Origin of the sequence: Microtetraspora sp. NBRC 13810 (genome assembly GCF_030268685.1) — a bacterium.
In the GTDB taxonomy this organism is placed as follows: domain Bacteria; phylum Actinomycetota; class Actinomycetes; order Streptosporangiales; family Streptosporangiaceae; genus BSRQ01.
In genome coordinates this window covers 124,255-148,100 of the sequence record NZ_BSRQ01000009.1, presented here as the reverse complement: position 1 = coordinate 148,100, position 23,846 = coordinate 124,255, and the positions used below count along the sequence as shown (strand labels likewise).

The 23,846-nt window shown below is 71.9% G+C and carries 22 protein-coding genes; 15 read left to right on the top strand and 7 right to left on the bottom strand.

The window, feature by feature from the left end; genetic code table 11:
• Positions 1–46 precede the first annotated feature (46 nt).
• Together QSK26_RS19735 and QSK26_RS19730 are read right to left on the bottom strand one after the other, a co-directional pair.
• Complete coding sequence (locus QSK26_RS19735) at positions 47–3,094, bottom strand: glycosyl hydrolase family 95 catalytic domain-containing protein (protein ID WP_285776651.1); 3,048 nt, start codon at positions 3,092–3,094, stop codon at positions 47–49.
• A gap of 300 nt (positions 3,095–3,394) precedes the next feature.
• Entirely contained in the window at positions 3,395–4,138 is a 744-nt protein-coding gene (locus QSK26_RS19730; RefSeq protein ID WP_285776650.1) for a tyrosine-protein phosphatase, read from the bottom strand.
• Between the two features lie 128 nt (positions 4,139–4,266).
• On the opposite strand from QSK26_RS19730, the gene QSK26_RS19725 reads away from it, so the two are divergent.
• Entirely contained in the window at positions 4,267–4,533 is a 267-nt protein-coding gene (locus QSK26_RS19725) for an HGxxPAAW family protein (RefSeq protein ID WP_285776649.1), read from the top strand.
• Between the two features lie 4 nt (positions 4,534–4,537).
• On the opposite strand, the gene QSK26_RS19720 is transcribed toward QSK26_RS19725, so the two are convergent.
• The 3 genes from QSK26_RS19720 to QSK26_RS19710 form a co-directional block, all read right to left on the bottom strand.
• On the bottom strand, positions 4,538–5,413 hold the full coding sequence (locus tag QSK26_RS19720; protein ID WP_285776648.1) for an HAD family hydrolase: 876 nt from the start codon (positions 5,411–5,413) through the stop codon (positions 4,538–4,540).
• A gap of 63 nt (positions 5,414–5,476) precedes the next feature.
• Positions 5,477–6,154 carry a DUF5667 domain-containing protein gene (locus QSK26_RS19715; RefSeq protein ID WP_285776647.1) on the bottom strand — a complete coding sequence of 226 codons (678 nt, stop codon included), beginning with the start codon at positions 6,152–6,154 and terminating at the stop codon, positions 5,477–5,479.
• Positions 6,155–6,306: 152 nt separating this feature from the next.
• The gene (locus QSK26_RS19710; RefSeq protein WP_285776646.1) at positions 6,307–6,966 is read right to left on the bottom strand and encodes a sigma-70 family RNA polymerase sigma factor; all 660 of its coding nucleotides are present in this window, start codon (positions 6,964–6,966) and stop codon (positions 6,307–6,309) included.
• A 190-nt stretch (positions 6,967–7,156) separates the two neighbouring features.
• On the opposite strand from QSK26_RS19710, the gene QSK26_RS19705 reads away from it, so the two are divergent.
• Positions 7,157–8,950, top strand: coding sequence for a putative quinol monooxygenase (locus tag QSK26_RS19705; RefSeq protein ID WP_285776645.1), 1,794 nt, complete (start codon positions 7,157–7,159; stop codon positions 8,948–8,950).
• Between the two features lie 26 nt (positions 8,951–8,976).
• Here QSK26_RS19705 and QSK26_RS19700 read toward each other — a convergent pair whose 3' ends face one another.
• Positions 8,977–9,234, bottom strand: coding sequence for a glutaredoxin family protein (locus QSK26_RS19700; RefSeq protein ID WP_285776644.1), 258 nt, complete (start codon positions 9,232–9,234; stop codon positions 8,977–8,979).
• Between the two features lie 148 nt (positions 9,235–9,382).
• On the opposite strand from QSK26_RS19700, the gene QSK26_RS19695 reads away from it, so the two are divergent.
• The 13 genes from QSK26_RS19695 (at position 9,383) to ccsB (ending at position 23,453) form a co-directional block, all read left to right on the top strand.
• Positions 9,383–10,090, top strand: coding sequence for a redox-sensing transcriptional repressor Rex (locus tag QSK26_RS19695; protein WP_285776643.1), 708 nt, complete (start codon positions 9,383–9,385; stop codon positions 10,088–10,090).
• Entirely contained in the window at positions 10,087–11,439 is a 1,353-nt protein-coding gene (locus QSK26_RS19690) for a glutamyl-tRNA reductase (protein WP_285776642.1), read from the top strand. Before QSK26_RS19695 ends, QSK26_RS19690 begins: the two co-directional genes overlap by 4 nt.
• Positions 11,436–12,356 carry a hydroxymethylbilane synthase gene (hemC, locus tag QSK26_RS19685; RefSeq protein WP_285776641.1) on the top strand — a complete coding sequence of 307 codons (921 nt, stop codon included), beginning with the start codon at positions 11,436–11,438 and terminating at the stop codon, positions 12,354–12,356. Before QSK26_RS19690 ends, hemC begins: the two co-directional genes overlap by 4 nt.
• On the top strand, positions 12,353–13,945 hold the full coding sequence (locus tag QSK26_RS19680) for a bifunctional uroporphyrinogen-III C-methyltransferase/uroporphyrinogen-III synthase (protein ID WP_285776640.1): 1,593 nt from the start codon (positions 12,353–12,355) through the stop codon (positions 13,943–13,945). The genes hemC and QSK26_RS19680 overlap by 4 nt, the downstream gene beginning before the upstream one ends.
• A 33-nt stretch (positions 13,946–13,978) precedes the next feature.
• Complete coding sequence (hemB, locus tag QSK26_RS19675) at positions 13,979–14,962, top strand: porphobilinogen synthase (RefSeq protein ID WP_285776639.1); 984 nt, start codon at positions 13,979–13,981, stop codon at positions 14,960–14,962.
• Between the two features lie 183 nt (positions 14,963–15,145).
• Positions 15,146–15,799: a bifunctional DNA primase/polymerase gene (locus tag QSK26_RS19670; RefSeq protein WP_285776638.1), complete on the top strand. Its 654-nt coding sequence runs from the start codon at positions 15,146–15,148 to the stop codon at positions 15,797–15,799.
• A 48-nt stretch (positions 15,800–15,847) separates the two neighbouring features.
• Positions 15,848–17,137, top strand: a complete 1,290-nt coding sequence (gene hemL / locus QSK26_RS19665; protein ID WP_285776637.1) for a glutamate-1-semialdehyde 2,1-aminomutase — start codon at positions 15,848–15,850, stop codon at positions 17,135–17,137.
• A gap of 519 nt (positions 17,138–17,656) precedes the next feature.
• The gene (locus tag QSK26_RS19660; protein ID WP_285776636.1) at positions 17,657–18,592 is read left to right on the top strand and encodes a LysR family transcriptional regulator; all 936 of its coding nucleotides are present in this window, start codon (positions 17,657–17,659) and stop codon (positions 18,590–18,592) included.
• A 66-nt stretch (positions 18,593–18,658) separates the two neighbouring features.
• Positions 18,659–19,276 carry a histidine phosphatase family protein gene (locus QSK26_RS19655; protein ID WP_285776635.1) on the top strand — a complete coding sequence of 206 codons (618 nt, stop codon included), beginning with the start codon at positions 18,659–18,661 and terminating at the stop codon, positions 19,274–19,276.
• Between the two features lie 97 nt (positions 19,277–19,373).
• On the top strand, positions 19,374–19,979 hold the full coding sequence (locus QSK26_RS19650) for a TlpA family protein disulfide reductase (RefSeq protein ID WP_285776634.1): 606 nt from the start codon (positions 19,374–19,376) through the stop codon (positions 19,977–19,979).
• 40 nt (positions 19,980–20,019) lie between these two features.
• Complete coding sequence (locus QSK26_RS19645; protein WP_285776633.1) at positions 20,020–20,754, top strand: cytochrome c biogenesis CcdA family protein; 735 nt, start codon at positions 20,020–20,022, stop codon at positions 20,752–20,754.
• 235 nt (positions 20,755–20,989) lie between these two features.
• Positions 20,990–22,510 (top strand): cytochrome c biogenesis protein ResB, encoded by a 1,521-nt coding sequence (gene resB, locus QSK26_RS19640; protein ID WP_285776632.1) that lies wholly within the window; start codon positions 20,990–20,992, stop codon positions 22,508–22,510.
• Positions 22,500–23,453, top strand: a complete 954-nt coding sequence (ccsB, locus tag QSK26_RS19635) for a c-type cytochrome biogenesis protein CcsB (RefSeq protein ID WP_285776631.1) — start codon at positions 22,500–22,502, stop codon at positions 23,451–23,453. Before resB ends, ccsB begins: the two co-directional genes overlap by 11 nt.
• A gap of 16 nt (positions 23,454–23,469) precedes the next feature.
• On the opposite strand, the gene QSK26_RS19630 is transcribed toward ccsB, so the two are convergent.
• Positions 23,470–23,766 carry a PLDc N-terminal domain-containing protein gene (locus tag QSK26_RS19630; RefSeq protein ID WP_285776630.1) on the bottom strand — a complete coding sequence of 99 codons (297 nt, stop codon included), beginning with the start codon at positions 23,764–23,766 and terminating at the stop codon, positions 23,470–23,472.
• Between the last annotated feature and the right edge of the window lie 80 nt (positions 23,767–23,846).

Genomic DNA, 23,846 nt, shown 5'->3' with positions numbered 1-23,846 from the left:
GGTCGCGGGCGGAGGGCAGCCGGTCACCCTCCGCCCGCGAGCGGTGTCAGAACGCGATGTCCCGCCAGGATCGGACCTCGCCGGCGGGCAGCGCCCGGGGCAGGATCGCCATCCGGTCCACCCCGCCGGTGAGCCGCTGGCCGCCGTTCTGGTCCACGGCGAAGCGCAGCGGACGCGCGGCGCAGGCGTTGATGCCGTCGGCGGCGGCGCTGCCGCCGCCCAGCCGCGTCCCGTCCACGTAGACGTCGATCGTCCCCTGCGCGGTCATGGTGACCACCAGGTCGAGGTAACGGCCGGTGGGCAGGACGGCGTTCGTCGTGACGTTGCGCCCGGCGCCGATGAAGCGCACGTTGCCCGACGGCGTCACGTCGATGATGATCCCGTCGGTGCCCGGGTTGCCGGACGGCTGGGAGTCGAACAGCCGCCGGTACCCGCTGCCGCCGATCTTGACCTCGGCCGCGAAGGTGGCCTCGCGCAGGAACCCGAGCGTCGTCGTGCCGCTGGACAGGTAGTTCGAGCCGTTCAGCACCAGGCCGCTGCCGGTGGGCGCGCCGGACTCGTAGGAGGCGCCGCCGGTGATCGTGGCCGGCCGGCCGCTGCCCGAGGCGTCCGCGACCGAGGTGCCGGAGGACGGGTCCCAGGCGACGACCGCGCGGTCGGCCGGGGGCACCGCGCACGGCGTGGTCGGACCGCCGCCCTGGCCGGTGATCGTGTAGGTCTTGCCCGCCTGGCCGGTCCAGGTGAGCGTGTCACCGCTGCGGGTCGCGCTCACCGTGGCGCCCTGCTCGTCGCGGATCTGGTAGGTACCGGAGATCAGCCCGGAGCGCACCTTGAGCTGGCCGGACTTGCCGGGCTTCACGGTGATCCGCTCCCCGGCGCGGTTGCGCCAGGCGGCGTCCACGGTCACGTCGCCCCGGGCGCGCAGCCCGGTGACCGAGCCGGTCGGCCAGGCGGCCGGCAGCGCGGGCAGCACGTGGATGGTGTCATGCTGGCTCTGCAGCAGCATCTCGGCGACCCCGGAGGTGGCGCCGAAGTTGCCGTCGATCTGGAACGGCGGGTGGGTGTCCCAGAGGTTCTCCAGGGTGGAGGACTTGAGCTGCTCGCTCAGCATCTTGTGCGCGTGGTCGCCGTCCAGCAGCCGCGCCCAGAAGTTGATCTTCCACGCCTTGCTCCAGCCGGTGCCGCCGTCGCCGCGCGCGGTCAGCGAGACCTTGGCCGCCTGGGCGGCCGGGGTGCCGGTGACGATCTGCCGTCCCGGGTGCAGGGCGTAGAGGTGGGACACGTGCCGGTGGTCGTTGCTCGGGTTGTCCCAGTCGGCCTTCCACTCCTGGAGCTGGCCCCACGAGCCGATCCGGATGCCCGGGTCCAGCCGGTTCAGGGTGTTCTGCACCTCGGACTGGAAGCCGGTGTCGACGTTCAGCCGGCGGGCCGCGTCCAGGCTGTTGGTCAGCACCTCGAAGACGATCTGCTGGGACATCGAGGCGCCGGCCGAGAAGTCGCCCTGCTCCGGCGAGTAGCTCGGCGAGACGACCAGCCTGCCGTCACGCGGGTCGGTGTGCAGGTTGTCCAGCCAGAACTCCGCGGCGCCCTTCAGCACCGGGTAGGCCACGTCGCGCAGGTAGGTCAGGTCGCCGCTGAAGCGGTAGCGGTCGTACATGTGCTGGGTCAGCCAGGCGGCCGCCTCGGGGAACCAGAAGGAGCTCGCCCAGTTGTGCACGCCGGTGAAGCCGAACGGGTTCGTCTCGTTCATCACCACCCAGCCGCGCGAGCCGAACATGTCCTGCGCGGTCTTCCGCCCGGCCGGCACCATCGACTGGACGTACCGGTCGAAGGGCACCGTCGTCTCCGCGAGGTTGGTCATCTCGGCCGGCCAGTAGTTCATCTGCAGGTTGATGTTGACGTGGTAGTCGGCCGACCACGGCGGGTTGGTGGAGTTGTTCCACACCCCCTGCAGATTGGCCGGCATGGACCCCTCCCGGGAGGAGGAGATCAGCAGATAGCGGCCGTAGGCGAAGAACATCGCCTCCAGCGCCCGGTCGTTCGCCGAGCCGCCGCCGGTGTAGGCGGCGCGCAGCCGGTCGGTGGTGATCGACGGGGTCGCCTGCCCGATGTTCAGGTTCACCCGGTCGAAGAGCCGTTTGTAGTCGGTGAGGTGGGCCTGCCGCAGCGCGTCGAAGCTCTGCCCCGCCGCCTGGTTCACCGCGTTGGTCACCTTGGACTGCGGGTCCGCGCCCCGGTAGGAGGGGTAGGTGGGCGCGTAGTCGGTGCCCGCCGACATGACGAACATCGCGCTGTTCGCGTTGCTCACCGTGATCCGGTCCCCGGCGTCCGTACGGCTGCCGCCCTGGGTGATCACCTGGATCTGGGACTCGAACCGCATGCCGTTGTCGGCCAGCGTGCCCCTGATCCGCAGCCGGCCGTTGGAGACCGTCACCTGCTTGTCGTTGCGCGGGGACGACGTGCGCAGGGTGAAGGACACCCGGCCCGTCTGGTTGGCCGAGATCCGGCCGACGATCACGTTGCCGGGGTAGCTGGCGAAGTACTCCCGGGTGTACTCGACGCCGCCGGCGGTGTAGCCGACCCGGGCGACCGCCTCGCGCAGGCTGAGATCCCTGCGGTAGTTCGTGGCGTTCGCGTGCCCGGTGTCCAGCCAGATGTCGCCGAAGGTCTGGTAGGAGCCGAAGCCGGTCTTGCCCTGGCCGAGCTTCGCCGCCACCGCCTCCGGGGTCATCCGGGTGTCGCGGTCGATCTGGGCCTGGACCTCGTTGATCGCGTTGGGCCGCGGCGAGGTCCAGTTGCCGAAGTTGTAGCCGGAGGCGCCGGGACCGCCGGTCCACAGCGACTTCTCGTTGAACTGGATCTGCTCGGTGCCGACCCCGCCGAAGACGCTCGCCCCGAGCGCCCCGTTGCCGATCGGCAGCGACTGGGTCTCCCAGTTGGTGGCCGGCTTGTCGTACCAGAGGGTGAGGTCGTCCACGGCGGGCAGGGCCGCCGCTGCCGCCTGGGCGGGGATGACCGGCTGACCGTACAGGCCGGCGGCGAGGACGAGCGCGGCGGCGGCTGAGGCTCGAAGTGTCCGGGACAGGCCGGTCACACGTAACCGGGGCCACGGTCGAGGGCGTGGTGACATGAACTTCCTTCCTGACCGGGGGGTGTCAGGCAAGGCGCGCGCCGCCGCGGCTTGCTGCTGTTACCTCCGGTACCGCGGTGAAGGCTGGAGGGCGCTGGTCCAGCCGCTTGACGATTTGTGCATGTCCTTGGAGGTGTTCCAAGCGTGTTTCAGGGAGATTGCGGGTTTTTTGCGATGTTTGCAGTGGGTTGGTGAGCTGTCAAGACTTGTTCTGGAGACGATAGGTAGGAGGACTCGGGGCTGTCATTTCAGTCACTGAACGTTTTAGAGCGTTCCATCGCGGTCTTCCAGGAGCTGTTTACGCAGCAGAGTGACCAGTTCGTCGTCAACTCCGAGCCGGTCCGCCGTGTAACCGCGCACCGAGCCGTAGGACGCGGTCAGGTCGGCCAGGAAGAGCCGCATGACCTCGCCCGGCGCCCTGCCGTACCCGGGCCACCTCGGCGCGCGGCCCTCGTTCCTGGCGCTCCAGTCGGCGACCAGCCCGGCCGTGGCCAGCTCGGTGAGCGCGAAGTCGGCGACGACGTCCTCCTCCGACACTCCGAGCAGGGACAGGATGAGCGCGGCCAGCAGGCCGGTGCGGTCCTTGCCGGACGCGCAGTGGAAGACCGCGGGGGCGTCACCTTCCGCCACGACCTCCAGCGCCCGCCGGATCTCGGCGGTCCCGTCGTGGGCCACCTCGCCGAAGCGGTCCGCGAGGTAGCGGCCGGGCTCGACGTCGGCGCCCAGCGCCTCCTGGTCGTAGGGCCGGTGCTCGATGCTCAGGTTGTGGTAGCCGAGGCCGTCGCTCTCGGGGATCCGGCCCCTGGCCGCGATCTCCCACGGGTAGCGCAGGTCGATCACCGTGCGCACGCCGAGGGCCAGGAAACGGTCCCAGTCCGCGCCCTGGAGCTTGGCCAGCGAGTCCGAACGGTACAGCCGCCCCCACCGCACCGTCAGGCCCGCATCGGCGGCGTAACCGCCGAGATCGCGGAAGTTGTGCACACGGGAGAACCGGATATGTCTCGTCACGGCCACACCCTAAGGCCGCCCCGGATCCATCGTCGGCGGGGAAACCGGCTAGCATCCCCCCGGCGCCCGGAGCGGCTCCCCGTCGCGAGACAATCGTCATCTCTCACTAGAAGGGACAGCCAGGCATCATGACCGACTCCAGGAACATCGGGAACCACGGGGGCAACCCGAAGTCATGGCTCGCCGTGATCACCATCCTGATCGGGTTCACCATCGGCGGCGTCGCCTTCACGATGGGACCGAACTGGGCCCTGATCTGGACGGGTGTCGGCCTCTGCGCCGTCGGCGGCGTGCTCGCCCTCGTCTTCGACATCTTCTCGGATGTGATCATCGAGGCACCGCGGGTGATGACCCCCCAGGCGCTCCCCGTCGCCGCCGAGAAGGTGGCCGACTAGCTTCTCAGGGGGAGCGGTAGTGCTTGCGGAGGGCGATGGCGGCGGCGATGCCGCCCGCCACCGCGCCCGCACCGGCCGCGATGGGCAGGCCGATCATCGTGGCCTTGCGGCCGGTGCGGTAGTCGTTGACATCCCAGCCGTGCAGTCTGGCGTGCTCGCGTAGCTCGTTGTCCGGGTTGATCGCGTGCGCGTGGCCGACCAGGGACAGCATGGGCAGGTCGTTGGCCGAGTCGCTGTAGGCGGAGCAGCGCATGAGGTCCAGCCCCTCGCGGCGGGCCAGGGCGCGGACCGCCTCGGCCTTGGCGGGGCCGTGCAGCAGGTCGCCGACGAGGCGCCCGGTGTAGACGCCGTTCTCTGTCTCGGCGACGGTGCCGAGCGCGCCGGTCAGGCCCAGCCGCCTGGCGATCACGCTGGCCAGCTCGATCGGCGTGGCGGTGACCAGCCAGACCCGCTGCCCGGCGTCGAGGTGGCCCTGGGCGAGCGCGCGGGTGCCGTTCCAGATGCGGTCGGCCATAACCTCGTCGTAGATCTCCTCGCCGAGCGAGATGACGTCGTTGACCTTAAGGCCGGCCACGAACGCGAGCGCGGTCTCCTTGGCCTCGGCGATGTGCGCGGGGTTCTCGTGGCCGCGCACCCGGAAATAAGCCTGCCCGACGGCGAACTTCAGCAGGTCACGGCTGGTGAACAGGCCCCGGGCGGCCAGGCCGCGGGCGAAGTGGTAGATCGAGGCGCCGCGCATCATCGTGTTGTCCACGTCGAAGAAGGCCGCCGCGACCGGGTCCGGCTCGGCCGGCGGCCGGTTCACGGCCGTGGCCGCCGCTACCGCGCCCGCCAGCTCGCCCGCCGTCACGGGCCCACGCCGTAGTAATAGCCGCCTCATAGCCACTCAGCTTAACCGCCGGAGTTAGCCGCGACCGGTATGTCGTGTTAGCGGCGCATGACGTCAATCTGGCGCGACGAAGCCGTCGATGTAGTTGAGGTAACCCTTGGCCTTGCGGCGGCTTTCCTCGTCCATCTTGGGCACCATCGGGGCCACCATGTTGTGCTGTTCCTCCGCGAATCGCCGCAGGCGTGACCTGGATTGCGGATCCTTCCGCTTCGCGCGCCGCAGCTTGGTGACGGCCGAGCGGGTGGTCTGCTCCATGTCCGCGAGGGTCTCGTCCACCAGCTCCCTGGACGGCTCGTGCGCCCGGGGACCGAGCAGCTCGGCGACCTCGACCGCCCGCTCGTGCGCCGCGGCGAGCTCCCGCCTGGCCTGGTCCTCGGCATCCGGGCTCAGCCTGACCAGGGCGGACTCCGCCCCGCGCTTGAGCGGGTAGAGCGTGTCCCCGGGCACGGAACGATAGGCGACCAGCGCGGTGACCATCATCACCAGCGCCATGGCGAACGCCAGGACCTGCGGGAAGATCCGCAGCCGGGGGTGCCGCCGGGACGCGGCCGGCCGGTCGGCGCCGGGTTGTCCGGGCTCCTCTCGCTCCTCGGCGTACACGCTGAGCAGATCGCCGCGGAGCCGGGCACGGAACTCCGGGCGCGGCCCGCCGCTCATCCGGGATCCGAGATCGCTGAGCTGCCCGGTGAGCCGGGCGTGGGCGCGACGTGCGGCGGCGTGACGCCGCAACATGGGTCGCCACCTACGCATGCCCGCTCCCTGCCGCCCCCGAGTGATGATTTTCCGGTGTTGTCACTTGCCTAACGACAGGTTGCCCCGCGAGGTTACGTGCTCCACCCGGATCGCCGGGCGGACCCGCACCGGTGGCCGGACCGGTGGCGTCGTCAATGCAGGTCCCCGCGCAGCGCGCGGGCCAGGGCGCGGGTCGCCCGGAACTGTAATGCCTTGATCGCACCGCTCTTCTTGCCCATGATGAACGCCGTCTCGGCCAGCGTCATGCCGTGCAGGAAGCGCAGCACCACGCACTCCTGCTGCTCGGGGTTGAGCTCCCGTACGGCACGCAGCACCCGGTCGTTGATCATCGCGGTGACCACGGCGTTCTCCGGGATGTGCGGGCCGTCGAGCGGGATGTCGAGCACCTGCGCGGTGGGCACCTCCAGCCGGTAGCGGCCGGACTTGAAATGGTCGGTCACGAGATTCCTGGCGATGGTCACGAGCCAGGCCCCGAAGTCACGCCCCTGCCAGGTGAAGTCCGCGATCCGGCGAAGCGCGCGGAGGAAGGTCTCGCTCGTGAGATCCTCGGCGAGCGCGTGTGAGCCCACGCGGAAGTAGACGTAGCGGTAGACCAGGTCGAGATACCGGTCATAGAGCGTTCCGAACGCGTCGGCGTCGCCGGTCTTGGCGCGCAGCACCAGCGTCCTCAGGTCGTCGTCGTCGGACGTGGCGACGTCGTGATGGACCGCGAGCTCGTTCGCCCGCGGCGACCGTGCCACTCCGGCCGACGCGGAAGGGAGAAGTCCGGCGAACGGCCAGGTATTCGGCATCCGGTGTCCCTCGGGAGGAAGGGGCTGCGTGCGAACACTCTAGAAACGATATCGAAATTTCACAATCTGCTTGGCCCACGTCATGACATGCCGTAACCGGCGGATACGGTGTGGACCGGCTTGACCGGCGGCGGGAGTCCTGACATCCGCTACCGGGTTGAGGGGAATGTCCGGCAGCATGGGAGGCACCATGGAAGTCCTCGTCGCCGTCCTCGCATTCGCCGGAGCTCTGCTCGCCGCCATCGCCACCGGTGCTCTCATCGGCCGGCTCCGCAGCGAGCCGACAGGCTGGCTGGGCGCCTGGAGCGTTTCGACCGCGGCGCTGTGCCTGTCATTGGGCGTGGCGGCCACCGGCACCCTGGTCGGGTTCGGCCCGACCACGTTCCGGCTGTACCAGCTGACCGGCGCCCTGATCGCACCCCTGTGGCTCTCGATGGGCGTGCTCCAGCTGCTGGCCAAGAAGACGCCGGTGAAATTCCTCACATGGCTGTGGGGCGGCGCTCTCACCCTGGTCGGCGCGGTCATCCTGATCGCCGACCCGGTCAACGGCCCGTTCACCACCTCCCTCCCGCTCGGGCCCGGCCACTGGGGCACCTTCCCGGGTTACCTGCTCGCCGTGACGCATATGATCACTGTGATCATCCTGGTCGCCGGGCTGGTCATCGCGGTGCTGCGGTTCCGCGAGGGTGACGAGTACGACGCCGACAACATGCACGCCGCGCTGGTGCTCGGCCCGGTCGGCCTCGCCCTGGTGGCCGCGGTCCGCTTCAGCGTGCCGGGGATCTTCGTGGTGACCCTGCTCACGGCGGGCGCCGCCGGGATCTGGTACGTCATGCTCCGCCCGCTGGCGCCGTACGAGGACGACGACGAGGAAGAGCAGGAGCAGCAGATCGACGACTACGACCGCCGCCCCTCCCGCCGCGCGGAGGCCGAGCCGCCGCGGCGCGGAGCGCGGGAGCGCGCCGGCGCCGCCGCCGACTTCGGCATGGAGCGGGGCCCCGAGCGCGGTCCGGAGCGTGGCCAGGAGCGCGGCCAGGAACGCGGGCAGGAGCGCGGTTCCGAGCGTGGTGCGCCGCCCCGGCCCGGGCAGGGGCAGCCCGGCAGGCAGGGCGGCGGGCGGCCGGGACAGCGGCGCTCCGGGCTCGGTGACCTCGTGGCCGAGTACCGCGCGGGGGAGCAGGAGGTCGACTACGCGGCGCGGATGCAGCCGCGCACCGACGACCCCTTCCCCGGCCAGCAGCAGGAGCCGCGCCGCGCGCGCGGCGAGGACCGGCGGCAGCGCGAGTCCGCCGCGTTCCGTGACGCCGACCCGTTCGGCGGCCCGGCCACCGGCTACATCATGGACGCCGACGTGGCGCAGTACGGCCTGCCCGAGGGCACCCGCGGCCGCCGCGACCCGGCCCACGACCTGTCCAGGGACCCGGCCAGGGACCTGTCCAGGGACCCGACGAGGGACCCGGGCCGTCCGGATGGCCGGCCCGACCTGGGCGGGCCGCCGCGCGGCGGCAGGCATGGCGACACCGGCGCCCACCAGCGCCCGGACGGCAGGCGCGGCAGGGCCCCCGAGCAGGAGTTCGGGATGCCCGGCGGCGGCCGGTACCCGGGCGGCGAGACGCCGGGCTACGGCGGCGGCCCGCAGGGCGGCGGCAGGCCCGCGCCCGGCATCTACGGCCTGCTGACCGTCTTCACGCTGATGGACGGCGCGGGCGACGCGTTCGACCGGCTGGCCGAGGAGACCGTCGAGGGGGTGCGCAGGGGCGAGCCGGACAGCCTGATCTACTCCTGCCATTCGGTGAAGTCGGCCCCGTTGCAGCGCATCGTCTACGAGATCTACCGGGACGAGATGGCCTACCACCACCACCAGCGGCAGCCGCATGTGGAGCGCTTCGTCGCGGAGCGGCAGCCCCTGGTGCTGGCCACCAATGTGATCGAACTCACCCTCAGCGCCGCCAAGGTGCAGCCGCTCCCGACGTACCAGATCTAGCCCGGCTCACCCGGGCCCGGCCGGGCCTAGGAGGACAGGGCGGCGCGTAGCCGGGTCTCGTCCACCCGCCAGAAATCGTGCTGCACGCCGTCGATCAGGGTGACCGGGATCATCTCCCAGTATTCCTCCTGGTCCCGCTCCGACTGGGTGATGTCCCGCTCCTCCCACGGGACGCCCAGCTCGCCGGCCACCCGGGCGATGACGGCGCGGGCGTCGTCGCAGAGGTGGCAGCCGGGCTTGCCCAGCAGCGTGATGCGGTGCGTCGGGGGCGTGGGCGTGGTCATGGCGTCACGGTATCCCAGGATGCTCTTCACTTTGTGCATGTGTTCACAAAGGGATTAACCTGGAAGGCAGAGTCCTCATCTCGATATCCGTCGCATCCGTGATCGCGGCCGTGCCGCGTCGGACGCCCGTCCCCTGGAGTTCCGGCACGTGATCCGCCGCCTACCGCAAGCCCGAGACCGCGGCATCCCCGAGGCGACCGTCGCCCGGCTGCCGCTGTATCTGCGGGCCCTCACGGGTATGACCGAGCGAGGCGTGGCCACTGTGAGCTCGGAAGACCTCGCCCTAGCGGCCGGGGTCAACTCGGCCAAGCTCCGCAAGGACCTGTCCCATCTGGGCTCCTACGGTACCCGCGGCGTCGGCTACGACGTCGAATACCTGATCTACCAGATCTCCCGGGAGCTGGGCCTCACCCAGGACTGGGCGGTCGCCATCATCGGAGTCGGTAACCTTGGCCGGGCGCTCGCCAACTACGGCGGTTTCGTCTCGCGGGGCTTCAGGATCGCCGCCCTGCTCGACGCCGACCCCGAAATCGTGGGCGACCGCATAGCCGGATTGAATGTTGAGCACATCGACGAATTGGAAGCCGTGATGGCGCGGCGGGGAGTGTCGATCGTGGTGATCGCGACGCCGGCGGCGGCGGCTCAGCAGCTGTGCGACCGGGTCACGGCGGCCGGCGTCACCAGCATCTTGAACTTTGCCCCAGTCGTGCTGACTGTGCCTGATGGCGTCGATGTCCGTAAAGTCGACCTATCCATTGAACTGCAGATCCTTGCGTTCCACGAGCAGCGCAAAGCGGATCGCGAAAGTGGGGGGCCAGTGATGGCCGAGGAGTGGCAGCAGGGGGCGAGCGCATGAGCGTCCTGGCTGTTGGAGTCAGTCACCGGACCGCGCCGGTGGCGTTGCTGGAGAAGCTGTCCGTCACGGGCGACGGCCTGGTGAAGCTGCTCCGCGACGTCCACCAGAGCTCCTGCGTGGCCGAGGCGCTGGTCGTCTCGACCTGCAACCGGGTGGAGGTCTACGCCGAGGTCGACCGTTTCCACGGAGCGGTGAACGCGGTGGCCGAGCTGCTCAGCATCCATTCCGGCGTCCCGGTCGAGCAGCTCGGGCCGCATCTCTACGTGCACTACGAGGACCGGGCGGTCCACCACCTGTTCTCCGTCGCCAGCGGCCTGGACTCGATGGTCGTCGGCGAGGGCCAGATCCTCGGCCAGATCCGCCAGGCGCTCAGGCTCGCCCAGGACCAGGGCACGGTGGGCCCGACCCTCAACGACGTCACCCAGCACGCGCTGCGCACCGGCAAGCGGGTGCACGCCGACACCGGCATCGACCGGGCGGGCGCCTCGCTGGTGGGGGTGGGCCTCACGCTCGCCGAGCGGGTACTCGGCCCGCTCGCGGGCAGGCGGGCCGTGGTCGTCGGCGCCGGTTCGATGAGCGCCCTGTCCGCGGCGACCCTCTCCCGCGCCGGGGTCACCGGCATCGTCGTCGCCAACCGCACCTTCGAGCGCGCCGTACGGCTGGCCGAGACCATCGGCGGCCGGGCCGTCGAGCTGGACGAGCTGCCGCACGAACTGGCCGAGGCCGACCTGGTGATCTCCTGCACCGGCGGCGGGCGGCTGCTGATCACCCCCGAGACGCTGGAGGCCAGGGGCGGCGCCCCGATCTTCCTGCTCGACCTCGCGCTGCCGCACGACGTCGATCCCGCGGTCCGGGCGCTGCCCGGCGTCACCCTGGTCGACCTGGAGTCGATGCAGGACGCGGGGCTCGGCGACGAGACCGGTGAGGGCGCCGGGGGCGCGGCCGGCGACGGCGGCAGGGCGGTGGCCATCGCCGAGGCCAGGCGCATCGTCGGCGAGGAGGTCACCGGCCACCTCGACGCCGCGCGGGCGGCCAGGGTCACCCCCACGGTGATCGCCCTGCGCACCAAGGCGGCCGACGTGGTGGACGCCGAGATCGGGCGGCTCATGTCCAGGGTCCCCGAGCTGGACGGCCGGACGCGCGAAGAGGTCACCCAGACCGTGCGCCGCGTGGTCGACAAGCTTCTGCACGAGCCCACCGTGCGTGTCAAGCAGCTCGCCGCCTCCTCCTCGGGCGATCATTATGCGGAGGCGCTGCGGGAGCTGTTCAATCTCGACCCGAAGGTCCCCGAGGCGGTCCGGCGCACCGAGCCGATCGACGGCCCGGCCGACAGGGAGGTGGAGCGGTGAACGACCTCCCCCCGTTGCGGCTGGGCACCCGGCGCAGCCTGATGGCGACCACGCAGTCACAGCTCGTGGCCGACCGGCTCACCGAGCTCACCGGCCGCCCCGTCGAGCTGGTCGGCGTGACCACGTTCGGCGACGTGACCAAGGCCCAGCTCACCCAGCTCGGCGGCACCGGGGTGTTCGTCAGCGCCCTGCGCGAGAAGCTGGTCACGGGCGAGATCGACTTCGCCGTGCACTCGCTCAAGGACCTGCCGACCAAACCCGACCCGCAGGTCGCGCTGGCCGCCACCCCGGCCAGGAACGACCCGAGAGACGCCCTGGTCGGCTCCGCCGCCAAGCTGCCCGACCTGCCGGGGGGCGCGCGGATCGGCACCGGTTCGCCGCGCCGCGTCGCCCAGCTGCGGATGCTCCGGCCCGACCTCGAATACGTCCCGATCCGCGGCAACGCCGACACCAGGATCGCCAAGGTGCACGCGGGCGAGTACGACGCGGTCGTGCTGGCCTGCGCGGGGATGACGCGGATCGGCAGGGAGAGCGAGGTCTCCCAGGTCTTCGAACCCGAGGAGATGCTGCCCGCCCCCGGGCAGGGTTCCCTGGCGGTGGAGTGCCACGCCGGCCGGGACGACCTGATCGAGTTGCTCGGCGTCCTCGACCACGCGGCCACCAGAGCCGCCGTGAGCGCCGAGCGCGCCGTGCTCGCCGCGCTGGAGGCCGGTTGCGCGGCCCCGGTGGGGGCATACGCGGTCACTGACGGGCACATATTGAACCTGACCGCCGCCGTCGTCTCCGTGGACGGCAGGCGTGCGGTGCGCAAGTCCACCGCCGGATCTCCTTCGGAGGCCGTGGAGCTCGGTCGCGACCTCGCGGCCGCCATGATCGACGACGGGGCCGGCACGTTGATGGGGGAGCAGACCCATTGAGCTCCGCAAGTCCAACCTCTGAGCAGCCCTTCGGGCAGCGGACCGGCTTCGTCGCCTTCGTGGGCGCCGGCCCGGGCGACGAGAACCTGCTGACGCTGCGCGGCGCCGACCTGCTGGCCAGGGCCGACGTGGTCGTCCTTGACGCGGAGGCGTTCGGGCCGATGCTGCGGCACTGCCGGGAAGGCGTCGACGTCGTCGACGTCGGCGGCGACGCCGCGGTCTCGATCAACGTCGTCCAGGAGGCCAAGAAGGGACGCCAGGTCGTACGGCTGTGCGCGGGCGACCCCATGTTCTTCTCCGCGATCACGGAGGAGGTGGCCGCCTGCGCGAAGGCGGAGGTGGACTTCGAGATAGTGCCGGGCATCCCGCCGGCGACCGCCGTGCTCACCTACGCGGGCATCCCCGCGGCGGCGTCCGTGCCGGAGTTCCGGGTGGTGGACGCCGCCCAGGTGGACGACTGGTCCGCGCACGCGGCGAGTCCGGGCACCCTGGTCGTCTACAACGGCGTCGCCGACGCCGTCGCGATCGGCAAGGCGCTGGTGGCCGGCGGGCGCGCCGACAGCACGCCGGTGGCGGTGAGCATGGCGGGCACCACCACCGAGCAGTACACCGTCGTCTCCACGCTCGGCCGGCTCGGCGCCGACCTCAAGCACGCCGGGATGGCCGAGCCCGCGCTGATCGTGGTGGGCGACGCGGTGTCCATGCGCGACCGGCTGTCGTGGTTCGAGACCAAGCCGCTGTTCGGCTGGCGGGTGCTCGTGCCGCGGACCAAGGAGCAGGCGGCCGGCCTGTCGGAGCAGCTGCGCTCCTACGGCGCCGTGCCCGAGGAGGTCCCCACGATCTCCGTCGAGCCGCCGCGCACCCCGCAGCAGATGGACCGGGCGATCAAGGGCCTGGTCACCGGCCGGTACGAGTGGGTCGCCTTCACCAGCGCCAACGCCGTCAAGGCGGTGCGGGAGAAGTTCGAGGAGTACGGCCTGGACGCCCGCGCCTTCGCCGGGCTCAAGGTCTCCGCCGTGGGCGAGGCGACCTCGCAGGCGCTGATCGACTTCGGGGTGCGGCCCGACCTGGTGCCCTCGGGGGAGCAGTCCTCCGAGGGGCTGCTCGCCGAGTGGCCGCCGTACGACTCGATGCTCGACCCGATCAACCGGGTGCTGCTGCCCAGGGCCGACATCGCCACCGACGCGCTGATCGCCGGGCTGACCGAGCTGGGCTGGGAGTGCGACGACGTCACGGCCTACCGGACGGTGCGCGCCGCGCCGCCGCCCGCGCCGACCCGGGAGGCGATCAAGGGCGGCGGGTTCGACGCCGTGCTGTTCACCTCCTCCTCCACCGTGCGCAACCTCGTCGGCATCGCCGGCAAGCCGCACAACGTCACGGTCATCGCGGTCATCGGGCCGCAGACCGCCAAGACGGCGGAGGAGTTCGGCCTGCGGGTGGACGTCATGGCGGGCAAACCGTCGGCTTCGGCCCTGGCGACCGCGCTGGCGGAGTACGGTGCGAAGCAGCGGCAGGCGGCCGTCGCGGCGGGCGAGACGCCGCGCAAGCCCTCGCAGATGCGCCGCGGGGCGCGTCGCCGGGCCAAATAGCCGCGCCGACAACCCCCTGAGGAGTGACGAGAGATGAGCGCTGAGTTCCCCGTCGCCCGGCCGCGGCGGCTCCGCCGTACGGCGTCGCTGCGGCGGATGGTGGCCGGCACCCGGCTGCACCCGGCGGAGCTGATCCTGCCGGTGTTCGTCAAGGAGGGCATCACCGAGCCGCAGCCGGTGGGCTCGATGCCCGGTGTCGTGCAGCACACCCGGGACTCGCTGCGCAAGGCGGCGCACGAGGCGGCCGAGGCGGGCGTCGGCGGGATCATCCTGTTCGGCGTGCCCGCGGTGAAGGACGCCCGCGGCTCGGGGGCCGACGATCCCGGCGGGGTGATCCAGAAGGCCCTCGGCGACGTGCTCGCCGAGGTGGGCGACGCCATGACGGTGATGACGGACACCTGCCTGGACGAGTTCACCGACCACGGCCACTGCGGCGTGCTGACCGCCGACGGCGACGTGGACAACGACGCCACCCTGGAGCGTTACGCCTCGGCGGCGGTGTCCCAGGCCAGGGCGGGCTCCCAGGTCATCGCGCCGAGCGGGATGATGGACGGCCAGGTCGGCGCCATCAGGGCCGCCCTCGACGCCGACGGCTTCGCGCACCTGCCGATCCTGGCCTACTCCGTGAAGTACGCCTCGGCGTTCTACGGGCCGTTCCGGGAGGCGGCGGAGTGCGCGCCGCAGTTCGGGAACCGCGACACCTACCAGCAGGACCCGGCGGGGCCGGTCGGCGAGGCGCTGCGCGAGGTGCGCCTGGACCTCGCCGAGGGGGCCGACGCCGTCATGGTCAAGCCCGCCCTCGCCTACCTCGACATCATCCGCCAGGTGCGCGACACGGTGGACGTGCCGGTGGCCGCCTACCAGGTCAGCGGGGAGTACGCGATGATCGAGGCGGCGGCGGCCAACGGCTGGATCGACCGGGACCGGGCGATCATGGAATCGCTGGTCGCGATCCGCCGCGCCGGAGCCGATCTGATCCTCACGTACTGGGCGACCGAGGTGGCACGAAAGCTCTAACGGGGGGTTTCCGGTCAGCGTCCGGTACGTGTGCGTTAGAGTGCGAACAGAAGGACTGGTGTGACGTGATGGCCGCTCTCTTCTTCGCGGCCTGACGACCCTCTTGAGGCGGGGCTGCCTTGAGGGCCGCAGCTTTGGTCCGACCACCAGCGGGGGCCACTCTGGCGCGGACGGAGGACACGAATGGTAGGGGTACCACTCGCTCGGCGTGCCAGGAGGCGTGGCAGGCCGGAACGCGGCGGCGTCTCCGCGCTGACCTCCGTGCTGGAGTACGCCGCCCTCGGCTGGGCAAGCTGTCCCGGCGCGCACCCGCTGCGCCACGGCGGGCGCGCGTGCTCGTGCGACCGGATCGGCTGTCCCGACCCCGGGGCCCATCCGCTCTCGCCCGCCTGGCAGATGCAGGCCACGCTGGACGCCGCGATGCTCACGCGCTGGTGGGAGCGGGAGCCCGACGCCAACGTGATCCTGCCCACCGGCCGGGTGTTCGACGTCTTCGACGCCCCGCTCGACGCAGGACTGTCCGCCCTCGCCCGGATGGACGCCTCCGGATCCGGCTCAGGCCCGGTCGCCGCCAACGGTGACCGGGTCTTGTTCTATGTGGCGACCCGCGGCAACCCCGACGACGAGGACGAGTGGTGGTCGTGCAGTCTCGACTGCGGGCCCGAGAGCCTGGAGGAGACGCCCGGCCTGCGCTGGCACTGCCGCGACAGCTACGTCCTCGCCCCGCCGTCCACCCTCGTCACCGGCCAGCCGGTCTCCTGGCTGCGCCCGCCGGACGGCCGTCCGCTGCCCGACCCGCTGCGCGTCCTCGACTGGCTCGCCGACGCCGTCGAGTAGCCCGGTTCGGTTCCGCGGCTGCGGGCGGTTCGGTCTAGCCTTGGTGGCGTGAGCCGTACTCAGAAGTCCGAGGATCTTTTCGACCGTGCCCGCCGGATCGTGCCCGGTGGCGTCAACTCGCCGGTGCGAGCCTTCGGCGCGGTCGGCGGCACCCCCCGTTTCATGGCGGCCGGCCAGGGCCCCCGCATCACGGATGTCGACGGCAACACCTACGTGGACCTGGTCTGCTCCTGGGGGCCGATGATCCTGGGCCACCGGCACCCGGCGGTCGTCGAGGCCCTCACCGAGGCCGTGGCCCACAGCACCTCCTACGGCACGGCCACGCCGGGCGAGGTTGAGCTAGCCGAGGAGATCGTCGCCAGGGTCGCGCCGGTGGAGATGGTGCGGCTGGTCAACTCGGGCACCGAGGCCACGATGTCGGCCGTACGGCTGGCGCGCGGGTTCACCGGGCGGTCCAAGGTGATCAAGTTCGCCGGGTGCTACCACGGGCACGTGGACGCGCTGCTCGCCTCGGCGGGGTCGGGCGTGGTGACGTTCGGGCTGCCCGACACGCCAGGGGTGACCGGGGCCGCGGCGGCCGACACGATCGTGCTGCCCTACAACGACGTCGAGGCCGTGCGGGAGGCGTTCCGCACGGCCGAGATCGCCTGCGTGATCACCGAGGCGTGCCCGGCCAACATGGGCGTGGTGCCGCCGCTGCCCGGCTTCAACGCGGCGCTGCGCGAGCTGTGCACCGAGCACGGCGCGCTGCTCATCCTGGACGAGGTGCTCACCGGCTTCCGGGTCACCCGCGCCGGCTGGTACGGCCACGAGCCGGTGGACGCCGACCTGATGACCTTCGGCAAGGTCATGGGCGGCGGCCTGCCCGCCGCGGCGTTCGGCGGGCGGGCGGAGATCATGGGCAGGCTCGCCCCGCAGGGGCCGGTCTACCAGGCGGGCACCCTGTCGGGTAATCCGCTGGCCTGCGCGGCCGGCCTGGCCACGCTGCGCGCCTGCGACGACGACGTCTACGCCAGGCTGGACGCGGCGGCCCTGGCGGTCGGCCGGGCCGCGTCCGAGGCGCTCTCGGCGGCGGGGGTGCCGCATCGCCTCCAGCGGGCGGGCAACCTGTTCTCGGTGTTCTTCACCGACGAGCCGGTCACCGACTTCGCGGGCGCGCAGCGGCAGGACACCGCCGCCTTCCGGGCCTTCTTCCAGGCGATGCTCGACCAGGGCGTCTACCTGCCCCCGTCGGCCTTCGAGGCGTGGTTCCTGTCCGCCGCGCACGACGACGACGCCCTCTCCCGGATCACCGACGCCCTCCCGCTCGCGGCGAAGGCCGCCGCCCAGGCGTCCTGAGCGCCCGGGCGGCGGGCCGCCGACCCGCGATCACCGCGCCGGCGGCCGGGGCCGCCCGCCGTCGCTCCCGCGTGGCCCGCGCGGGACTTCGCGTCGTCCCTGCGGGCTGTGCGGGTGGGTTCGGCGTCGTAGGCGCGGTCTGCGCGGGTGGGTTCGGCGTCGGCCGTGCGTGCCTCGCGCGGGCGGGCTCAGCGTGGCCCGCGCGGGCGGGGCCGGCGTCGCGTCTGCGTGGCCGCGCGGGCGGGCTTGGCCCTCACCGCCCGCGTGCCGGTCCTCGGCCCCTCTTCGGCTCCGCGCGATCCCCCGCGCCGGATGCCGGTCCCCGTCGGCCGGTTCAGCGCTCGGCGGGCTTGGGCTTGGCGTTGCGGATGCGGCGCTCGCGGTCCTGGCGGGCGAGCTGCTCAAGGTAGGAGACGGTCTTCCTGGGGGCTAGTTGTGTTCTCATGCATCTATTTTCGGTTCCGGGAACCGTTCAGCACAAGCGAGACTTTCTTACGTAAGCCGTTTAGACTTGCTTACATGTTGGATCTCAACCGCCTGAAGGCGCTGCACGCGGTGTCCGTCTACGGTTCGGTGGGCGCCGCCGCCGAGGCGCTGATGGTGACCCCTTCGGCGATCTCGCAACAGCTCGCCAAACTGGAGCGGGAGACCGGCACCACCCTGCTGGAGCGCAACGGGCGCGGCGTCCGGCTGACCGACGCGGCCGGGCTGCTCGCCGAGCACGCCGAGCGCATCCTCGCCCTGGTCGAGACCGCGGAGGCCGACTTCGAGGCGCTGCGCGGCGCCGTGCTGGGCCGGCTGTCCATCGCCGCCTTCCCGACCGCGGCCCGCGGCCTGCTCCCCGCCGCCCTGGCCACGCTCGGCCACCGCCACCCCGACCTCCAGCTCCAGGTCTACGAGCGCGAGCCGGACCGGCAGATCCGCGAGGTGGCCAGGGGCGAGCTCGACCTCGGCATCGCCCAGGACTGGCTCAACCGGCCGATGGCCATGCCCGAGGGCCTGTCCCGGGCGACCCTGCTCGACGACATCGCCGACGTCGCCGTGCCCGCCACCCACCGCCTCGCGGGCGAGACCGAGATCGAGCTCTCCGCGCTCTGCGGCGAGCGGTGGATCAGCTCCGCGCCCGGCACCGTCTGCCACGACTGGCTGGCGTTCACGCTGCGCTCGGCGGATGTCGAGCCGGTCTTCAGCTGCGTCGCCGACGAGTACGCCACGCAGCTCGCCCTCGTCGGCGCAGGCCAGGGCTGTGCGATCATCCCCAGGCTCGGCCTCGACCACGTGCCGTCCACCGTGCGGATCCTCCGGCTCACCGCCGGCCTGACCCGCAGGGTCTACGCCGTCTGGCGCACCGACGCGGCCCGCCGCCCGGCCATCCGCGCCGCCGTCGAGGCTCTCCGCACCGCCGCCCGCCCGAGCGGGCAGCCCGTCCCCGTCCTTGAGCCCGCACTCTCATAATCCCTGGCGAGAGACCCGGGAGGCGATCGAGCAACTCCTGGTACCAGTGAGTAGGCTGAGCCCACCATGGCTGAGACCACCGTCGTTCATCTGCTGCGCCACGGTGAGGTGCACAACCCGCAGGGCATCCTGTACGGCAGGCTGCCCGGCTACCACCTGTCCGAGACCGGGCGGCTCATGGCCGAGACGGTCGCCAAGGCCATCGCCGACCGCGATGTCACCGTCCTGGCCAGCTCCCCGCTCGAACGCGCGCGGGAGACCGCCGCCCCCCTGGCCGAGGCGCTGGGCGTGGAGGCGGCCGTCGACGAGCGCCTGCTGGAGGCGCTCAACATCTTCCAGGGCCATCCCGTGGCCCAGGGGGACGGCCTGTTCCGCCGGCCGGGAAGCTACCGGCACCTGTGGAACCCGTTCCGCCCGTCCTGGGGCGAGCCGTACACCGCCATCGTGCGGCGGATGCGGGACGCGATCGACGGGGCCCGGCGGTCGGCGCGCGGCCACGAGGCCGTGCTGGTCAGCCACCAGCTCCCCATCTGGACCATCCGGATGGCCGCGGAGGGCCGCCGGCTGTGGCACGACCCGCGCCGCCGCCAGTGCGGCCTGGCCAGCCTGACCACGTTCACCTTCGACGGTGACCGGCTGACCAGTGTGGGCTACAGCGAGCCCGCCGGAGCGCTTTACCACTAGCGGGCCCGCCACGGGTGGGTTGGTGTGCCGGGCGACCGGTCCCGCCGGTAGAGTGGCTGCTGCTCTACCGGTTGTAGTACAAGGAGATCCTCCTCCCGTGTCCGCGACGAAAACCGCCCTCGTCCTCCGCCGCACGCTCGCGTTCGCGCTGGCCGTCGCGGCGGTCCTGGGCGCCTCCGCGTGTGCCGGCGGCCAGTCCGCCCAGCCCGGCGCCGGGGACACCCGGTTCATCGCCGGCGACGGCAAGATGGTGGTGTTCGGCGCGGCGGAGCGCAGGCCCGCGCCCGTCGTCGAAGGCCAGTCCCTCGACGGCGCCGCCGTCTCGCTCGCCGCGCACAAGGGCAAGGTCGTGGTGCTGAACTTCTGGGCCTCCTGGTGCTCGCCGTGCGTCGCCGAGGCCCCCGTGCTGAAGGACGTCGCGGCCAAGACCAAGGCCAAGGGGGTCGACTTCCTCGGCGTCGCGTTCAAGGACGACAAGGCGTCCGCACTGGCCTTCGAGCGCAACCACGAGCCGGGCTACCCGAGCCTGCACGACCAGCCGGGCAGGGTGGCCCTGGCCTTCCAGGGCACCGTGCCGCCCGCCGCGATCCCCTCGACCCTGATCATCGACCGGCAGGGCCGGATCGCGGCCAGGGCGCTCGGCGCGGTCAAGTACACCGACCTGATGGACGCCGTGACCAAGGTGAGCGACGAGAAGCCGTGACCACGACGAGCACGCCCCTCCGCGAGCGGATCGCGGCCCGATGAACGCCGACCTCGCCGGCACCGTCGCCTCCGGCTCACTCGGCCTGGCCCTGCCGATCGCGGTGGCGGCCGGCGTGGTCTCCTTCCTGTCGCCGTGCGTGCTGCCGCTGGTGCCCGGCTACCTGTCGTACGTGACCGGCATGAGCGCCGACCCGCGCCGGGGGCGGCTGCTGCTCGGCACCGGGCTGTTCGTGCTGGGCTTCGCCGCCGTCTTCGTCTTCGGCGGCGCCGTCGTCGGCGGGCTCGGGGCCGCGATGCTCGGCAACGCCGAGATCATCACCCGGATCCTCGGCGGGGTCACGATCGTGCTCGGGCTGGCCTTCATCGGGCTCATCCCGGGCCTCCAGCGGGACGTGCGGATCCACCGGCTGCCCGCCGCGGGGCTCGCCGGGGCGCCGCTGCTCGGCATCGTGTTCGGCCTGGGCTGGACCCCGTGCATCGGCCCGACGCTCGCCGTGGTGCTCACCCTCGGCCTCACCGAGGGCAGCGCCGGGCGCGGCGCGCTGCTCGCCTTCGGCTACGCCCTCGGGCTCGGCCTGCCGTTCGTGGCGGCCGGGCTCGCCTACAGCAAGGCGCTGCGCGCCTTCAAGGCCCTGCGCCGGCACACGCCGCTGATCACCCGGATCGGCGGCGGCATGCTGGTGGCCGTGGGCCTGCTCCTGGTCACCGGCCTGTGGGGTGAGCTGATCGCCACCATGCAGGGCTGGATCGGCGGATTCCAGCCGGTGATCTGATGACGCCCCCCGGCACGGCCCGCACGACGACCCTGACGACAGCCCCGAGGACGGCCGAGAGGACCCGGGGCCCGATGACAGGTAACCCATGACCCGAACGCACGACCCCCGCGCCACCGCCGAGCCCGCGCCCGAAGCCGCATCCGAAGCCGGATCCGAAGCCGCATCCGAAGCCGGATCCGAAGCTGGATCCGGGCCCGGGGGCGGGCGGGACCGGCCGGCCGGGCTCGGCCCGGTGGGCTGGCTGCGCTGGTTCTGGCGCACGCTCACCTCGATGCGGACCGCGCTGATCCTGCTGTTCCTCTTCGCGCTGGCCTCGGTCCCCGGCTCGATCTACCCCCAGCGCGGCGTCGACCCCGGCGCGGTGGCGCAGTACTTCAAGGACAACCCGGGCTACGCCGAGTGGCTCGACCGGTTCTGGCTCTTCGACGTCTTCCAGGCGCCCTGGTTCGCGGCGATCTACCTGCTGCTCTTCGTCTCGCTGATCGGCTGCGTCGTCCCCCGGCTGGGCGTCTACGCCCGCGAACTGCGCCGCCGCCCGCCCGCCGCCCCGCGCAACCTCGCCCGCCTGCCGCAGCACGCCGCCTTCACCGCCGAGGGCGGCGCCACCGTCGAGGACCTCGCCGCCGCCCTGCGCCGCCGCCGGTTCCGGGTGGCCACGGGCCCCGGCTGGGTGTCGGCCGAGAAGGGCTACCTGCGCGAGTCCGGCAACCTGATCTTCCACATCGCCCTGCTCGGCATGCTGGTCGCCGTCGGCCTCGGCTCCCTGTACGGCTACCGCGGCAACGTGCTCATCGTCGAGGGCAACGGCTTCGCCAACACGGTCGCCGCCTACGACCGCTACATGCCCGGCACCCGGGTCTCCGCCGAGTCGCTGGCCCCCTTCTCCTTCCAGGTGGAGGACTTCCAGGCGAACTACGTGCTCGCCGGGCAGCAGCGCGGCCAGGTGCTCGACTTCCTGGCCAGGCTGAAGGTGACCGACCGCCCGGGCGCGAAGCCCTACGAGTACACGCTGAAGGTCAACGAGCCGCTGGAGGTCGACGGCACGCAGACCTACCTGATCGGCCACGGTTACGCGCCCTCCTTCACCGTCCTGGACGGCCAGGGACAGGTCGCCTACCAGGGACCGGTGCCGTGCCTGGCCGAGAACATCAACACCTTCGCGTCCGAGTGCACGATCAAGGTGCCGGACGCGAAGCCGGAGCAGCTCGGGCTGTCGGTGCGGTTCCTGCCGACCACGGTGCCGCTCCAGGACGGGACGCTGGTGTCGGCCTTCCCCGCCGCGCTCCAGCCCACCGCGCAGGTCCGCGCCTTCGCCGGCGACCTCGGCCTGAGCTCGGGCATCCCGCAGTCGGTGTACCTGTTCGACACCGAGAAGCTGAAGAAGATGAAGCCGCTGGTGATGAAGGCCGACCCGCTGGAGGTCGGGCAGTCGATCGACCTGCCCGGCGGCGCGGGCAAGGTCACCTTCACCGGCGTCAAGGAGTGGATCTCGCTCCAGATCGCCTACGACCCGGGCCGGGTGCCCGCCCTGATCGCCGCCGTCCTCGCCATCGCCGGCCTGCTGCTCTCGCTCACGATCCGCAGGCGGCGGATCTGGGTGCGGGTGCAGGAACCGGACAAGGACGGGAGTACGGTCGTTCAGGTCGGCGGCCTGACCCGGACCGAGGGCGGGGCGGCGGGTTTCGCCGAGGAGTTCGCCGACATCGTGAAGGCACTGGGTGCCACATCTGCAGGAGTGAAGGATGCCCGTTGAGGTCAACGCCGGTCTGGCCGGTCTGAGCGACACGCTCATACTGGCGACGGTGCTGCTCTATGTGTTCGCCATGATCGGATACGCGCTGGAGCTGGGCTTCGGCCGGGTGACGGCGCGGGCGGCGGCCGAGCCGGCACGCGAGCTGGTCACGGTCGGCGGCGGCGCGCCGGTCGCCGCGGAGACGGGTGGGGGGGACGGCGCCCGCCCGGTGCCCGCCTGGGCGTCGAAGGCCGGTCTCGTCGCCGTGGTCCTGAGCTGGCTGGGCTGGGCGGCCAACCTCGGCTCGATCCTGACCCGCGGCCTCGCGGTGGACCGGTGGCCGTGGGGCAACATGTACGAGTTCGTGGTGGCGATCTGCTTCGCCGCGATGACCGTCTTCCTGTTCATGCAGCTGCGCTACACGGTGCGCTTCCTCGGCGCCTTCGTGTCCCTCACCGCGACGCTCGGCCTCGGCTTCGCCGTCCGCTACCTGCACATCCAGGCGGGGCCCGTGGTGCCCGCGCTGAACTCCTACTGGATCGCGATCCACGTCAGCGCGGCCATCATCGCCAGCGGGCTGTTCATCATGTCCGGCGTCTCCGGCGTGCTCTACCTGATCCGCGGGGAGGGCCCCTCCCGGCTGCCGTCGCGCGCCGACCTGGAGGCGGTGGCCCACCGGGCGATCGTGATCTCCTTCCCCATCTGGACCTTCGCCGTCATCGCCGGCGCCCTGTGGGCCGACAAGGCGTGGGGCCGCTACTGGGGCTGGGACCCCAAGGAGGTCTGGGCGTTCATCACCTGGATCGCCTACGCGGCTTACCTGCACGCCCGGGCGACCGCGGGCTGGCGCGGCAAGAAGGCCATGATCGTGCAGCTCGTGGCCTTCGGCTGCCTGCTGTTCAACCTGGTGGGGGTCAACATGTTCCTCGGCGGCCTGCACTCCTACGCCGGCCTGCCCGGCTGAGCCCCTCCGGGGACGTCTAGTCCTCTTCGCGCATCCGGCGCTCCAGGTCCCTCAGGAAGTCCGGATCATCGTCCGGGCCTCTGGGACCCTCGGGGCGTGCCGCCGGTCGCTCTGGGGGCGCCTGGGTGGCTCCTGTGCCCCGCGGACGGCCGAGGAGCAGCCACAGCAGTCCGCCGAAGCCGACGACCACGACCACGATGAGCACCCACAGCACCTTGGGCAGGTTTCTGGTCTCGTTGTCGGGCGTGGTGATGACGTCGAAGAGGCAGTAGAGCCAGAAAGCCAGGAAGGCCAAGCCGAGAACCACGGACATGCCCGAACTGTAAGCCATGCCGGGGACCACTGCGCGCCCGTGTCATACCAGCCGTCGGACATATCGGGTGACGGGAGGAG